The sequence below is a fragment of the Paenibacillus sp. FSL F4-0243 genome, assembly GCF_037963295.1.
GTDB lineage: Bacteria > Bacillota > Bacilli > Paenibacillales > Paenibacillaceae > Paenibacillus_AQ.
Map to the genome: position 1 here is coordinate 6,009,728 of NZ_CP150151.1, position 15,353 is coordinate 6,025,080.

The 15,353-nt window shown below is 44.0% G+C and carries 13 protein-coding genes; all 13 read right to left on the minus strand.

The window, feature by feature from the left end:
- Nucleotides 1–119: 119 nt before the first annotated feature.
- Complete coding sequence (locus tag NSS87_RS26585; RefSeq protein ID WP_339243479.1) at nucleotides 120–1,145, minus strand: HAMP domain-containing sensor histidine kinase; 1,026 nt, start codon at nucleotides 1,143–1,145, stop codon at nucleotides 120–122.
- Between the two features lie 2 nt (nucleotides 1,146–1,147).
- The gene (locus NSS87_RS26590) at nucleotides 1,148–1,825 is read right to left on the minus strand and encodes a response regulator transcription factor (RefSeq protein ID WP_339243480.1); all 678 of its coding nucleotides are present in this window, start codon (nucleotides 1,823–1,825) and stop codon (nucleotides 1,148–1,150) included.
- A gap of 65 nt (nucleotides 1,826–1,890) precedes the next feature.
- Entirely contained in the window at nucleotides 1,891–4,389 is a 2,499-nt protein-coding gene (locus NSS87_RS26595; RefSeq protein ID WP_339243481.1) for an ABC transporter permease, read from the minus strand.
- Nucleotides 4,389–5,063, minus strand: a complete 675-nt coding sequence (locus tag NSS87_RS26600; protein WP_339243482.1) for an ABC transporter ATP-binding protein — start codon at nucleotides 5,061–5,063, stop codon at nucleotides 4,389–4,391. The genes NSS87_RS26595 and NSS87_RS26600 overlap by 1 nt, the downstream gene beginning before the upstream one ends.
- Nucleotides 5,064–5,247: 184 nt before the next feature.
- A complete protein-coding gene (locus NSS87_RS26605; protein ID WP_339243483.1) occupies nucleotides 5,248–6,075 on the minus strand; it encodes a MetQ/NlpA family ABC transporter substrate-binding protein in 828 nt (275 codons plus the stop codon).
- Between the two features lie 71 nt (nucleotides 6,076–6,146).
- Nucleotides 6,147–6,809, minus strand: coding sequence for a methionine ABC transporter permease (locus tag NSS87_RS26610; RefSeq protein ID WP_042191779.1), 663 nt, complete (start codon nucleotides 6,807–6,809; stop codon nucleotides 6,147–6,149).
- Nucleotides 6,802–7,563: an ATP-binding cassette domain-containing protein gene (locus NSS87_RS26615; protein WP_339248675.1), complete on the minus strand. Its 762-nt coding sequence runs from the start codon at nucleotides 7,561–7,563 to the stop codon at nucleotides 6,802–6,804. Before NSS87_RS26615 ends, NSS87_RS26610 begins: the two co-directional genes overlap by 8 nt.
- 374 nt (nucleotides 7,564–7,937) lie before the next feature.
- The gene (locus tag NSS87_RS26620) at nucleotides 7,938–9,335 is read right to left on the minus strand and encodes an ADP-ribosylglycohydrolase family protein (RefSeq protein WP_339243484.1); all 1,398 of its coding nucleotides are present in this window, start codon (nucleotides 9,333–9,335) and stop codon (nucleotides 7,938–7,940) included.
- Nucleotides 9,336–9,338: 3 nt separating this feature from the next.
- A complete protein-coding gene (locus tag NSS87_RS26625) occupies nucleotides 9,339–10,292 on the minus strand; it encodes a nucleoside hydrolase (protein WP_339243485.1) in 954 nt (317 codons plus the stop codon).
- A gap of 44 nt (nucleotides 10,293–10,336) precedes the next feature.
- The gene (locus NSS87_RS26630) at nucleotides 10,337–11,275 is read right to left on the minus strand and encodes an ABC transporter permease (protein ID WP_042131005.1); all 939 of its coding nucleotides are present in this window, start codon (nucleotides 11,273–11,275) and stop codon (nucleotides 10,337–10,339) included.
- A complete protein-coding gene (locus NSS87_RS26635; RefSeq protein ID WP_339243486.1) occupies nucleotides 11,272–12,318 on the minus strand; it encodes an ABC transporter permease in 1,047 nt (348 codons plus the stop codon). The genes NSS87_RS26630 and NSS87_RS26635 overlap by 4 nt, the downstream gene beginning before the upstream one ends.
- Nucleotides 12,311–13,873, minus strand: coding sequence for an ABC transporter ATP-binding protein (locus NSS87_RS26640; protein WP_339243487.1), 1,563 nt, complete (start codon nucleotides 13,871–13,873; stop codon nucleotides 12,311–12,313). Before NSS87_RS26640 ends, NSS87_RS26635 begins: the two co-directional genes overlap by 8 nt.
- Before the next feature lie 101 nt (nucleotides 13,874–13,974).
- Nucleotides 13,975–15,114, minus strand: a complete 1,140-nt coding sequence (locus NSS87_RS26645) for a BMP family ABC transporter substrate-binding protein (protein WP_339243488.1) — start codon at nucleotides 15,112–15,114, stop codon at nucleotides 13,975–13,977.
- Between the last annotated feature and the right edge of the window lie 239 nt (nucleotides 15,115–15,353).

Below are 15,353 nucleotides of genomic sequence, written 5' to 3' on the forward strand. Positions count from 1 at the left end.
AGGTAGCTGTGCGACTGCAGACCACTATAGGGCTAGCAAAGCACTTTTCCTCAATGAAATAGCGACTTTAATGAGAAAAACCCCCAATTTAGGGGGCTAAGCTTAGAGTACATTCAGAATCAGCGTAACGGCAAAAATATAGAAAAAACACTTCCTTTACTTAACTCCGATCTCACTTTTATATATCCACCCTGCTCGGTCACAATTTTACGGGCTAAATAAAGGCCTATACCAACACCTTCTGTTCCATTACAACCCGCTCCTCGGTAAAATCGTTTGAAAATGTCATTCATCTCAGCGACAGGAATTCCTATTCCACCATCAGCAATATCAATCCTTGCAAAAAGATCATATCTGCGAATCGTAATTCTAACACTGCAGGACCCGAGCGTATATTTCAGAGCATTATCGATGATGTTATAGATAGCTTCTCCCGTCCACTTGGGATCATGTTGCAGCGTAATCTCCTGATCCATTTCCAGTAAGATCTCTATATTCTTTTGCTCGGCTGCTGGAAATGCCTGTTTGATGGCTGACAGCACAGTATTCTCAAGATTATGCTTCTCCGCAGCATGAAGCTCTATAATACCGGATTCGAGCCGTGATAACTTGATCAGATTCTCCATAAGCCAAGACAGCTTCTCAATCTGACTACCCATATGGCGGGTAAATTCACTGCGTGTTTCAGCGGGGAGCCCTTCATCCATAAGAAGACTGTTATACATCCCTAAATTGGCTAAAGGGGTCTTCAGTTGATGAGAGATATCAGAGATCAATGTTTTGACTTCATGACCCTCTTCACGGTAGCGCTGCTTCTGCGAAGACAACAGCTCAGATAATTGAATAACCTGATGCTGTAATTTAGAGAGGAGTGTATCCTCCTGCACCGGGAACATCTGAGTCATTTGTCCATTAATAAGATCTTGAATCAATCCCGACAATGAAGATAGCGTGTTTAGCATTTCTTTACGAAGCGCGAGCACAAAGCTTATAAACAGCAGAGCCATCACGCTAATAAACACCACGCAACCAATAACTACATGCTTCTCAGGCATATAATAGATAAGCATAGATACAAACAACACAACGACTACTGCCAAAAGGGTGAACGAGCTCCAAATAATTTTTCTAAAAGGGTTCTTCATCCTTACTCTCCCCATGTGTAGCCAATGCCGAATACGGTTTTAATGTATTGACAATCTTTAGGATCATCCTCAATTTTGGCCCGTAGCCTACGAATATTTACGCTTAGCGTATTCTCATCCACGAAATTACCTTCTATATCCCATAGCTTCTCCAGCATTAACCTCCGAGTAAGAACCTGGCCGCTATTCTCGGTTAAGATAGCAAGGAGACGATACTCATTGGTGGTTAGTTTTATCTCTTGTCCATATTTGTAAACCTTCATTTTGGCTGAGTTAATTGTAATATTCTTGTATTGAAACAGCTCTAAGCCCTCATCAGTGCCTGTTCGTCGAAGAACAGCCTTAACACGCTGCAAAAGTACGACCATGCTAAATGGCTTCGCAATATAATCATCAGCTCCTAGTCCAAATCCAGCTACCATATCCTGCTCAGTATCGTTGGCAGTTAGAAATATAACCGGAATGGAACTCGTTCGCCGAATTTCCTGGCACAGTGCAAGACCACTCCCATCTGGGAGATTAATGTCCAAAAGGACCAGACCGATGGTCTGATCCTGAATTCTAGAAGCCGCCTCCTGAAAAGAATAGGCCTGAATAATATTATAGTTTTCTTTTGCAAGCATGAACTTCAGCCCCTCGTTTAAGAGACGGTCATCCTCTACAATTAGAATGGTTGTCATTAAACTCACCTCTATACTTATCATTGTAACAAGCAGAGGAAGGCTACGCTGTTAATTAATTAGCTCTATTCCATTTGCCGCAGACGTTCCACAATGCTGTCCTTTTTGATTTGCTTATAAGCAATAAGCGGAACACTCAGGCAAACCGCAAAAACGAGTACAATCGCAATAGAAAGCGGAAGGGTTGGGAAGCTAAATACTGCATAAGTAGCCTCTTGGCTGAACAGGCTATAAGCACCGTAACTGATTAATGTGCCTATTGTTGAGATTAGCAGTGTCGATATGATCGCATAACCTGCCCCTTCAAACAGCAACAGCTTTCTCATCTGCTTAGAGGTCATCCCGATACTCTCCATCACTGCGAACTCCAGCTTCCGAGCTACAACCCCTGTATACATAATATTAACGTAATTCAAAATTCCAATCAGCGCTAGAATGAGCGCAATGCCGCCACCCATAATGTAAAAGGTTAGCTTAGCCGATTCCATGAACTTTTCCATATACAGCTTCGACTCCAGCTTCAGCTCACCATCTCCGCCGATGAGTCCTTCCAATTGATCGGTAATCGGCTTCCAGTCTTTTGGGTCTGCATTAATATATACTTTACTTATAAGTGGGTCATTCATGAGTTTCTCCATAGCAGTATGGCTAATGTATACATTCGGAGCTACAAAGTGTGACGACCCTAGAGAGCTGAAATCAGCAAGCCCTCCAATTTCGAATGATTGTGCTGCATCGCTGTTTATAGGACTAATTTGAAAGTTATCTCCAATCTTAATACCTCCGAGTTTAAAATTGTCCAGCAAGGCAATCTCACCCTTTTCAAAACGTTCCATATCCACAGTGATTCCTAATTTTTCTTCCATCTTCTTAACCTGATCTGAATCTACCCCAACAACATGGGTCATTGAGAACATGCTTTGAGGCTCAGCCAATTGATCATCGGTAGGGCGATCTGTGTGATATGATTTTGCGAATTCATCCACATACTTACTGAACACCTTAGGATCATACTTGATCTGACCTATCCCAGTATAAGCTTTGAAGACTTCTTTTACGCCCTTTATATCCTGAATTTCCTTGATCATATCCCCTGTAATCTTGGCTTTCTCTTCCCCCTCAAATCCAAAGGACATCGTTTGATTAGACAGCGTGAAATCGTTATCCATGTATTCAGCAATAAAATGATCTGTACTCATACTAAGCACAAGTGTATTGATCACCAGAAAAGTTGTCAGTCCCAGAAATAAAGAGAGAAACACAACCATCGCCCGTTTTTTCACTCTAAAAATATTACGCCAAGCCAGTCGGTGCAGCTTAGATCCGCCAGTTCCCCGCTTCGTCTTAGCTTTAACCATCGTCCCTGTATATCTCACCGCTTCTATTGGAGAAACTTTGCCAGCGATAGAGGCAGGTTTGATAGCGCTAAACATGGTGGTCAACCAAGCAAACAACGCAGCTCCAATAAAGATTAACGGGTGAAAAGAAATCACCACGCCCGTATCCAAATCCATTGTACTCATAGCAAGCGGCACCATTACGAAGGAAGTCACAGCTCCTGCGGCAAGTCCCAGTGGGATAGCGATAAGTGCTAACCGTGAAGCCTGTGCCCTAACTATTTTTTTAATCTGCCGTTGTGTAGTTCCTAGCGTTCTAAGCAGTCCGTAGAACCTTGTATCCCGTGAGACAGAAATATAAAGCACATTATAAATCAATAAATATCCGCTCAACATAACAAATAATATAATTCCAGCGTAACCAATCAAAGTTGCTGTTCTATCCGAAGAGGTAGACGATTGGTTAGAGACAGGTTCAAGCTTTTGATTTTTTCCCAAAGGAATATCCTGTTGCAAACGTGAGATAAGTCCATCCGTATTTTTCTCATTAAATAGAATAGTGGCATTTTTGGGATTCTTAAGATCTACGCCATGAGCTGTAGCAAAAGCCCCCGATACCAGCATAGCTCCAGAATTTCCGGTACGAACATGACTGTAATCGGTAAACCATCCACTTAGTACGAAATTGCTACTTTGCTGAGATTTCACCCCATCACGGGTAAAAGAGTAAGTTAACGGCAAGCTCATACCAATCTGTGGATCATCCATCCCCATTGACTGTAATATCCATAAAGGAACGGCGATTTCATTTTCCTTATCTGGATAAGTTCCCTTTAGACCATCGATCACTGGCTTACGCATCTCTGTCCATTCTGTAGAGTCATACCAGAGCAGAGCTAAATTAAGATCTCCTATTTCTGGCGTATTGATCACATTACCTACTCTGGACTGGAGTCCGATGGTCTTAATATAGGAGAGTTCCTTTAACTTGTTCATTTGTTGTTCTGACGGGGAGGTTAAGTAGACATCAGCCATGGTTCCGTTTATTTTCAATTGCTGCATTTCGAAGGTCTTATAGTTGCTCAGTCCAATACTAAAAAAAGAAGTAATGAGCCAGGTAGTAAGCACGATGGCCAGAATCACAAAACGATTTCGGGTCCGATTGGCTTTCAGGCTTCTGCTCGTCAGCTTTTTAACAACGGGCTTATTACTGTTTGGAAACATCATCACAATGCCCCTCCAGTAATTTTACCGTCCTCTATCCGGATGGTCCGGTCTGCAAGCTGAGCAATCTCTTCATTATGAGTAATCATTAGAATCGTCTGATTAAACTGTCTGCTTGTTACTTTGAGTAAACCAATGACCTCCTGGCTAGTGATGCTGTCCAAGTTCCCTGTAGGTTCATCTGCTAGGATAATGGAAGGTTTAGCTGCCAAGGCCCGTGCGATGGCTACCCTTTGCTGCTGACCGCCTGAAAGCTGACCAGGGAGGTTGTCCAATTTTTGCGAAAGACCTAACGTATTCACAATATGATCCACGAAATCCTTGTCTATTTTGTTTCCATCCAGCTCTATGGGCAACATAATATTCTCGTATACATTAAGAATCGGCACTAGATTATAGTTCTGAAACACAAATCCGATCTTTCTTCTTCTAAATACCGTCAACTCATCATCCTTCATCCCAAAAATATTTTTACCATCTATGATCACCTGACCTTCTGTCGCCCGATCAAGCCCGCCTAGCATATGTAAGAGCGTTGATTTGCCACTTCCTGAAGTCCCGACAATCGCTATAAATTCACCGTTGTGTACCTCTACATTAATACCATCCAGTGCCTTGACCAGGTTAGTCCCCTTACCGTAATGTTTTGTGAGATTAATTGCACTGAGTACAGACATATTTCCCATCTCCATTCCGCTTTGTTATTCTACAACCCATTATATAGAGCAGTTCTTACATTCTAGTGACACACCAAAATATCCCCACAAAGCGGGGCCTCCCAATACATACTTTCTGATATGTAAAAAAAGACTTGCCCATAATGGACAAGTCTCGTTGAATTACTAATCTAACTATTTAAGCTTATTTAAAAGCAGGCAACGCGATATCCGCATAGTTATCTTCAAGGAATTTCTTCACTTCTGGTCCGCTAATCCGTTTAGCTAGCTTCTGAATCGCATCAGAGTCCTTGTTGTCTTCACGCGCAACCAAGGTGATCGTGAATTCAGAATCCGCGCCTTCAGTAATCAGTGCATCTTTCTTTGGTGTCAATCCAAGCGGGCTGGCATAAGCCGGAGTCATTGCCACTAGATCTCCATCATCCAGCATACGGGCCAACATCAATAGATCTACTTCCTCAAACTTAAAGTTTTTTGGATTCTCAGTAATGTCTGCTTGTGTAGCCTTGATGCCTACACCTTCTTTTAGCTTAATCAAATCAGCTGCAGCGAACATTTGTAAAGAACGGCCGATATTTGAAGGGTCATTAGCCATTACTAGTGTTGCGCCTTCCGGCAGATCCGCAACATTCTTGTAACGTTTCGAGTATCCACCGTAAATAGCGTCATAGACAGGCTGTACCTCTACTAGATTGGAGTCTTTGCTTTCATTAAATTGCTTCATATAAGGAACATGTTGGAAAAAGTTAGCATCTACCTCTTTATTCGCCAAAGCCTCATTAGGCTGCACATTGTCAGACAGCACAACGATTTCAAGATCAATGCCATCTTCCTTCAGAAGTGGCTTCACAATATCCAGAATTTCCGTCATTGGTGGAATCAATGTAGCAATCTTTAATTTCGTTAGCTCATCGCTACCTTTTGCAGAATTGTTCTCGGCTGCTTTATTAGAGCCACAACCCGCTACGACCAATACCATTAACATAAGCACAACTATCATTGATTTTTTCATTACTACAACTAACCCCCAGTTTATATGTTTAACCATTTTGTATTACAAAATTTGATGTACGGGTTGAACGATTAACGCTTATCTAACAGCCGTGAGATCGTACCTCCTGTGAATTGAACCAACTGAACCAATACAATCATCACAACAATCGCATAGATCATCACTTCAGTCTCAAAACGCTGATATCCGTAACGGATCGCAAAATCTCCAACCCCGCCCCCTCCAACAACCCCCATTACGGTCGAGTAAGAGATAAAACTAATGGTGGAGGTAGTAAGTCCGAGCACTAGACCCGAACGAGCCTCTACATACAGAAACTTAAAGATCAACCCCAGCTTCGAGGCTCCCATAGACAACGCCGCTTCTATGACTCCTTTAGGAACCTCCAGCAAAGACTGCTCCACCAGACGAGAGTAATAAGCAATGGCAACAATGGATAACGGAACCGTGGCAGCCATTGTTCCAATCGCAGTTCCGACGAGGAAACGAGTGACCGGAATGAGTGCAACCACAAGCAGCAGGAATGGAAATGAACGGATAATATTTACGATGCTGTTGAGTACCAGTGACAATGTTTTGTTCTCATAGAGCTGCCCTTTTCGGCAAAAAAACAATAACGTCCCGAGCGGAAGCCCCAGCAGCAGTGCGGCACCAACAGAAATACCGACCATTATAAAAGTTTCTCCGATCGATTCCCACATCTGTGCCTGATATTGAAGTACACTATCAAACATGCCTTTCCCCCGCTTTACCCAGAATTTGATCCCGGTAAGAGCCAGTACGGACTGCAGCAGGCCGGAAATCACCATCTTGGCGTGAGAATGAATCTACGATTCGACCATTTTCCATCACCGATACGTGAGTGCATATGCTTTTGACAACATCCATCTCATGCGTAACAATCACTACCGTAACCCCAAGGCCCCCATTAATATGCTTTAGGACATCTAGAATATCCGCAGTTGTTCCTGGATCTAGTGAGGATGTTGGTTCGTCACATAGCAATAGTCCTGGACTGTTCGAAAGCGCCCGGGCGATCGCCACACGTTGTCGCTGTCCTCCACTTAGCTGTGCGGGATATTGCTCTGCCTTATCAGCCAATCCGACAAAATCGAGACATTCCTTCACCCGCTTCATCCGTTCACGCTTCGGCACCCCCGCCAGTTCCAGAGGGATCGAAATGTTGCGGCTTACCGTGACGTTATTGACCAGATTAAATTGCTGAAAAATCATCCCAATCTTTTCCCTAGCTTTCCGTAGCTGTTTACTCGGCATTTCGGTTAAATTATGCCCTTCTACGGTAACTGTCCCTTGATCCGGCTTTTCCAGCAGATTAATCAATCGTAGCAGCGTGGATTTCCCTGCCCCGCTTTCACCAATAATCCCGTGAATCGATCCCTTCTTCACATCAAGCGATACATCATCTACCGCCTGATATGTGCCGTCCTTCAGCTTGAATCCTTTACTCACCCGACTCAGCGATAGGATTGCAAACTCCCCCTTCCTTTCCGTTTATTCTGAAACCTTCTAAGCCAAGGTTTGTACTATAATTATTTAAAAACTGTTTTACTAAAAATCTCTTTAAATAATAAGGCATTTTATGTTCTGTGTCATCATTTTTATTTTAGTAATATATCAGATTAAAAGAATTAAAGAATAAAAGCCCATTAAATCGGACTATTTTCACGTGCTTATCTCCCAATAAATGACTGAGCTTAATCCCTCTTCAAATCAGGATTCTCCTGTTACCTAACTCCTAAACCCGCTGTTACATCTATTTCAAGAACTAGATCGCCACGAAAAAAAGGATGTCTAAGCTCGATAGCTTAAGACATCCTTTCATTCTTTTCGTAATCCTTGTTCTAAGACTTTTCGGCAAGCTCTCCTCGAATCTTCAAGAAGACCTGATAGCTGCGCTCTGCGCATTCCGAAATCGCTATCGGATGAAACCCGGGTAGATCCGCATATAGCGTATCATGGAGCGGTTCAACCCACGAAGCCGGCAACACATTTGCTCCAAGCTTCGCTCCCATAATAGAACCCACTGTAGCACCATTACAGTCTGTATCCATTCCTCCGTAAACGGATGTAACGACCGCTTTTTCAAAATCATTCCCGCCATAGACCAGCGAAGCAGCTACAAGAGCAGCATTATTATTGGTGTGCACCGCATCATAGTGGCTGAATGTATCCCAAATCTTACTTACCAACTCCCGCTCACTTTTGGCCTTCTGCGCAATATCTATACCTCGTAGAACGTCATTTGCCAGACGACTAGTACTAGGGATCTCACTAAGACCAATCTCAAGAATACGCTCGTTATCTTTTTCAGCAAAAGCAGCCGAAATCATCGCCGCATTAAACATCTCGCCATAGATCCCGTTCTTCACATGTGAAAAAGAAGCATCACGCCAGCCTAGCTCCGCCGCAAGCTCAGGATGGCCTGCTGCACCATACGCCAGTCCGTCTGCGCGTATAGCCGCACCGATCCACTCCCGGTATGGATTTAAGTGCATCCGCACTCTTTCCTGCCGCGCCAGCCAATCCGCAGGCTTCTCACCATGCAGATGAGACGTTTCCTGCGCAAAATTCATATACGACTGTGTCTCTGCCGTACATACCTGAGCATATGTCAGATGTTTATGCCAGAGCTTCCCGATATCCCAAGAATCCCAGTCCAGCCCCTTCTGCTCCAGCAGCATAAGGCCCAGTAACGTGTAACGAATATCATCATCGCTCTCCATAAACTTAATAGTCTCGCTGGTACTCGCATACGTCCAATCACTTAAGCCAAGACCATATTCTGCCTCTGCCCGTGAATGCCCAGGGGTATATCCAGTAATTGGCCATGCATCGGCACCACGGAACCACAGCTCAATATTCTCCCAACCCGGACGTCCATCTTTACCGTAGAGGTAGTCCCAATACTCCAATGGTTTGCCAAGTGCGCAACCGACGCTTCTACCTAGCCAAGCTCCGTAGAACTTATCTCTCCATTCTGCTTCGCTCCAGTCAGCCTCAAGCTTACGTGGACCTTCTGGACGAAGACGACGAATCTCCTCCAGTGAAGACGGCTCTTCATAAGGAAAGTCCTCAGCAACCGTGAGCTCCATCAACTCGTTGTATACTTGCATCAGCTTAATCTCATCGGCACCTGCAGCAGCTAGTTTATCCGCGAAGCCTTCAATCTTGCAGCCTTCTTCTCCACGCTGAACCAATTCAAACTGAACTGTCTCCTGAAGTCTCTCCCATCCTGCCATAGGTTAGTTCCCTTCAGCCGCAAGCAGCTCTTGATCTAGCTTTTCCAGTGAATCAAAAATCAACTTCATAAATGCTTCCCGGTCTACTCCCACCAGGACTTCTACATTCGCTGGGCGATCCGTCTTCTTTCGTTTGTCTGCAACCGTCATTCCCCGCGTCAGCTTACCTTCTGTCTCTACCGTTACATATAGATGCTCGGATTCAAACAGTTCTGGGTGCAAGAGCCAAGCTACGGCGCATGGATCATGCAGTGCACTACCGACATAGCCCATTTTCTTTCCGAAGATCGAATAGAAATCTAACAGTTCTCCGACCATAGTGGACACTGGCCCACGCTCTTTCAATGCAACGATCTCATCTTCGAAAATGGCTGCCTTATCGGTCACATCCAGACCACTCATCGTAATCGGAATACCCGACTCAAACACGATACGAGCAGCTTCAGGATCTACATAGATGTTAAACTCCGCAGTAGAGGTTACATTTCCATAAGAAATTCCTCCGCCCATCAGTGAAATCTTTTCAATTCTTTCCTTAATCTCTGGATAAGCAGTGATTAGCAGGGCGATATTTGTTAAAGGAGCCATCGGTACGAGCGTAATCCTCTCTTCCGAAGAACGGATAATATTCAGCATGAATTCCACAGCGCCTTCTTCTACAGGCCGGAATTTACTTGGTGGCAATAGTGGGCCGTCCATGCCTGATTCACCATGCGCTTCCTCCCCTGTAACAAGCTTGCCGAACAGCGGACCCGCAGCCCCTTTGGCTACAGGAATATCAGCATTCACAAAGCTGATCACTTTAAGTGCGTTTTCTGTGATTTTATCGAGGATCTGGTTTCCACCAACCGTTGTAATCCCACGCAGATCCAGCTTCTCCGAATTTGCTATTGCAAGCAGGATAGCGATTGCGTCATCATGCCCTGGATCGCAGTCAATAATAATAGGTGTTCGCATAGTCATTCACTCCTTAGTTGTATAAATCCTCGTTACTCCTATCGCTATTTCACTAGCGGGCTCTTTAGCTTTTTGTTCTTTTTCCTTGTCTCAGATACGGCATAGATCACTAGTCCAATTACCGTTGCTACATATGGAAGCGTCGCGATCAGTTCTGCAGGAATCTTCAAGACCTGTAGCGCATTCGACAAGGCGTCTGCCGTACCAAATAATAGAGAGGTCAGCGCCGTACCCACTGTCGTACTTCTCCCCATAGACTCTGCGGCAATCGCAATCCAGCCCCGACCAGCGATCATATCGCGAGTGAACAGTGACAGGTAACCCATCGACATGTAAGCTCCACCCAAACCAGCGAAAAATCCACTAAGCAGCAAAGCCATATACTGTATTTTCACAACACTTACTCCCACAGATTGGGCCGCATGTGGATTTTCACCCACTGAACGAATGCGCAGACCAAGCGGTGTACGGTTTAAGAGATAGTAGACAACAAACACAGCAATAATAGATACATACGTCAAAATGTGATGTCCTGATAGAATAGGCCCCAGCACCGGAATGTCCTTCAGCAAAGGAATCTCTACACTAGGTAGCACTTTACTCGCCAGAGAAGTAGAAGAACCCTTGTCTCCACTCAGCAGATAAAGAATAAACACGGTTCCTCCCGAAGCGAACATATTAATAGCTACACCGCCGAGAATGATATGTGTTTTAAATTTCAGTGTGAAAAAAGCTAATATTCCAGCGATCAGTGTTCCGGACATCACAGCCCCAAGTAAACCTACCCACGCACTATGCGTGTAGCTGCTTACAATGACACCGGCTAACGCCGCGACAAGCATGATGCCTTCCATACCAATGTTGATGATACCAGCCCTATTAGAGATTAACGCTCCCAATGCGGCGAATAGAATCGGTGTCGTCACTCGAAGAACAGAAAACGCAAAGTCAGTCGTAAAAATTACATCAAACAAGCTGTTCACGCTTCCTTCGCCTCCTTCAAGAGCATCCGATTTTTCCAGAACTTCAGAAATTGCTCAGCCGAAATCAGAAGAATGATAATCGCCTGTATGATAGAAATCATCTCTGAAGGTACATCCGATAGACGTGCCATCATGTCGGCTCCGATCCGGATATATGCAAGGAACAATGCAGCGCCGATTACGGATATCGGATTATTCTTGGCTAACATCGCTACAAGAGCACCATCTAAGCCATAACCTGGTAACGATGTCCATTGGAATCGATTGTACATCCCTAGCACTTCTACGGAACCACCCATTCCTGCGATAAAACCAGCAATCAAGTGAACCAGTATAATAACCTTCGCGGTCTTCATGCCTGAATAACGTGCAAAGTTCCGGTTGATGCCTGTCATTCGCAGCTCATATCCCCATTTAGTCTTGTATAGGAATAAATGCGCTGCAATAATAAGCACGATAACGATAATAAGTCCGGTATGAATACGGGTGCCAGGTACCATTTTACTCAGCAGTGCCGTTTTCTCAAATTTGTAGGATACATTAGCGAATGCTTTTGCATCACGTAAGTGATAGTTCAGTAGATATAAACCTACTCCAAACAAAATATTATTGAACATCAAGGATGTAACGAGCTCATTAGCATTCCATTTGGCTTTGAGGATCCCGGGTATTGCCGAGAGCAACGCACCAACAATAGAACCCGCAGCAATAGCTACGATCGGATGAAGCCACCCGTCCAGCGTTAAATGAATAGCCAACACGGAAGTTACAACACCGGAGAAATAGAAAATCCCTTCAGCTCCCAAATTGAACATATTTGCCCGGAACAACAAGGAAACTGCTAGCCCAGTGAACATGAGCGGAATGGCCATCTCAATCACATTACCGATATGACCTTTACTGGATAGCGGCTCAAATAGGAATATCCCAATCGTCTTCACCGGCTGATTGCTGACCAATGAGATGATCAGAAAAGCAATAGCGAGTGCAATTACGATTACTGCCGATGTTCGAATGTATTCAAAATATTTTACTTTAAACATGATTTACGGCCCTCCTGATTTGCTCCTCGTCCTGTCGATGAATCCCTAGCATATAAAGTCCTAATTCTTCTTCACTAACCTTGGAAGGCTCCTCGAAAAAGGCAACAATCTTTCCTTCATACATCACTAGTAGACTATCGCTGATCTCCAAGATCTCATTTAAGTCTGCTGACACTAGCAAAATAGCGCAATCGTCTGAGCGCAGCTCCAACAGCTTTTGATGTATGAACTGCGCCGCGCCTATATCCACGCCCCGTGTCGGCTGCTCTGCAATAAGCAGTTGCGGTTCTGTAGAACACTCTCTAGCTACGACAACCTTCTGCATGTTACCACCTGATAACATACCTATTGGCTGAGAAGGTCCCGAACAGCGGACTTTAAATTCTTCTACAAGTGATACTGCAAGCTTGGCAATTCGTGATCCATTTAAAAAGGGACCTTTATTCATAGCTTTTGTACGATACTGAGTGGACAGCAGATTATCCGCTATGCTCGCTTCACTGGCTATCCCTTGATGCATCCTATCCTCTGGGATATAGGAAACGCCTAGCTTACGAATATCTAAAATATCCGATTCACGAATATCTTTTCCCTTCACTAGCACAGAGCCTTGGCTTGAGACCCCTCTTAGACTACCCGTAAGAGCCTCAATGAGCTGTGTCTGCCCATTCCCTTCTACACCAGCAATCCCGATAATTTGTCCCCCGCGTACTGCAAAGTTGATATCTGTTAGCAACGCTTTGCCGTGTGCATCATTTACACCTAAGCCCTGCACAGTGAGTACCGGCTCCCCAATAGACAGAATCTCCTTGTCATATTTCAACACGACGTCTCTGCCCACCATAAGGCGTGAGATTTCTTGCTCCGTGACATCCTTCGTTTGGAAGACACCTTCACTACGTCCACTACGCATGATCGTAATTCTGTCACAGATCGCTTTAACTTCTTTCAACTTGTGTGAAATAAAAACAATCGTATGACCCTGCTCTCTTAACTGCTTAAGCTCCCGGAACAATTCCTCTGTTTCCTGTGGGGTCAACACTGCGGTCGGCTCATCCAGAACGAGGATTTTTGCACCACGCAGCAGCGCCTTCAGAATTTCAACCTTTTGCTTCATACCAACCGTGAGATCCTCCACTTTTGCTTTTGGATCCACTGCCAGATTGTATTTCTTCGCAGTCTCTTCGGTCATGCGTACAGCTTCTGCATAATTGATGCCAACGCCCTTACGAGGTTCCATGCCCAGCACCATGTTCTCTGCTACCGTAAAAGAAGGGACCAGCATAAAATGCTGGTGAACCATACCAATCCCTCTATCAATGGCATCCTGAGCAGATTGCAGCTTCACTTTTTCACCCTTGATAAAGATTTCACCTTCACTAGGCTCTTCCATGCCGAACATGATCTTCATTAAAGTTGATTTACCAGCGCCGTTCTCGCCCGCAATCGCATGAATTTCTCCCTCACGTAAAGAAAAATGCACGTCTTTATTTGCAACGACACCATTGGGATACACCTTGGTAATTCCCCGCATTTCCAGCAGAGCTTTGTTCATAAGTCTCAACGCCTTTCGACTTGGAGGTCTGCAAAAATATACAGCTGGAATTCTTCTAAAGAAGAATCTCCAACTGTAGGTTTATCACTTTATAGCTATACTTAAGGCTTAACTGCGTTACGAATGGCTTCTACTTCAGAGGTTTCCATTCCCATCGCGTTATCTACTGTAATTTCTTTATTGATCAGCTTTTGCTTCACTTCTTCAACTTTAGCCTGAAGATCGGCAGGGAAGATATTTTTATAGATCTCATTCTCTGCAATGCCTACACCATCATCTACAAAGCTCAACACATCACGTTTACCCATCTCAAGTGTACGGTCTTGTAATCTCTTCACGGCACCCAGAATAGCACTATCAATCTTTTTAATAGAAGAAGTAACGATCAAGTTTGCTTTTTCGCTATCTGTATCGTTAAGCAACATCGCCTGATCGGAGTCTACACCGATAGCATATTTCTTCTTCTCCTTAGCTGCGTCAAAGATCCCAAGACCTGTACCCCCAGCCACGTTAAAAATAACATCCACACCGGAGTTATATTGAATCAGCGAAAGCTCCTTGCCCTTAGCCGGGTTAACGAAATCGCCAGCATATGATACAGCGACCTTCACATCAGGATCAACATATTGAGCGCCCTGAATGTAGCCTACCAAGAAAGCGTTAATTCCTGGAATATCCATGCCGCCTACAAAACTGATCACATTCTCAGGATTAGCATTTTCCATATCCGATTGTGTAGCTAGCGCCGCTACAGCACCTGCTAGAAAAGATACTTCATTTGTTGCATAAGACATGTTGTACATATTCTCTGGTGCTTCATCTATATCGGTATCATAGTTAATGAACTTTTTGTCAGGATATAATTCAGCCGTTGCATTAAACATCTCTGTAATTTCCGATCCGCCAGAAATAATAACATCCCAGTCCTCAGCGGCGATATCGTTAAACGTAGGCTCCCATTTCGTTTTATCGACACCCATTTCTACAACTTTTGTTTCTGCACCCAGCTCATCCTTAACCTTTTGCAAACCGCTATTCGCAGAGTCAAAGAAAGATTTATCTCCAAGCGTTCCTGGAATCAGAAGTACTACTTTGAGTTTATCCCCTGAACCTGTTTCTCCACCTTCAGCTGCGTTAGATCCTGCATTCGCGGAAGATCCATTACTCGACGTATTATTTCCACAGGCTGTGACCATTACCATTACTACTAGTAACAACAAAGAAAGAACTTTCTTTTTCATTTTTCTATTCCCCCTATTTATAGTTGGTTAGTAATTTGAGAGGTTCTCCTTCTTAGTCCGTTGTATATTTCACGATTTAGATGGAAACTCTCATTTTTCATGTAACATTGTCAAAATTTTAATGATTTTAACGAATACACTCAAAAAAAGAGATAAAATTATAATTTTTACGAATAATCCGACTAATTCCCGAACGAGATGGCCAGTCAGGTTGCTAATCTTCGGATTTCTTGATACGA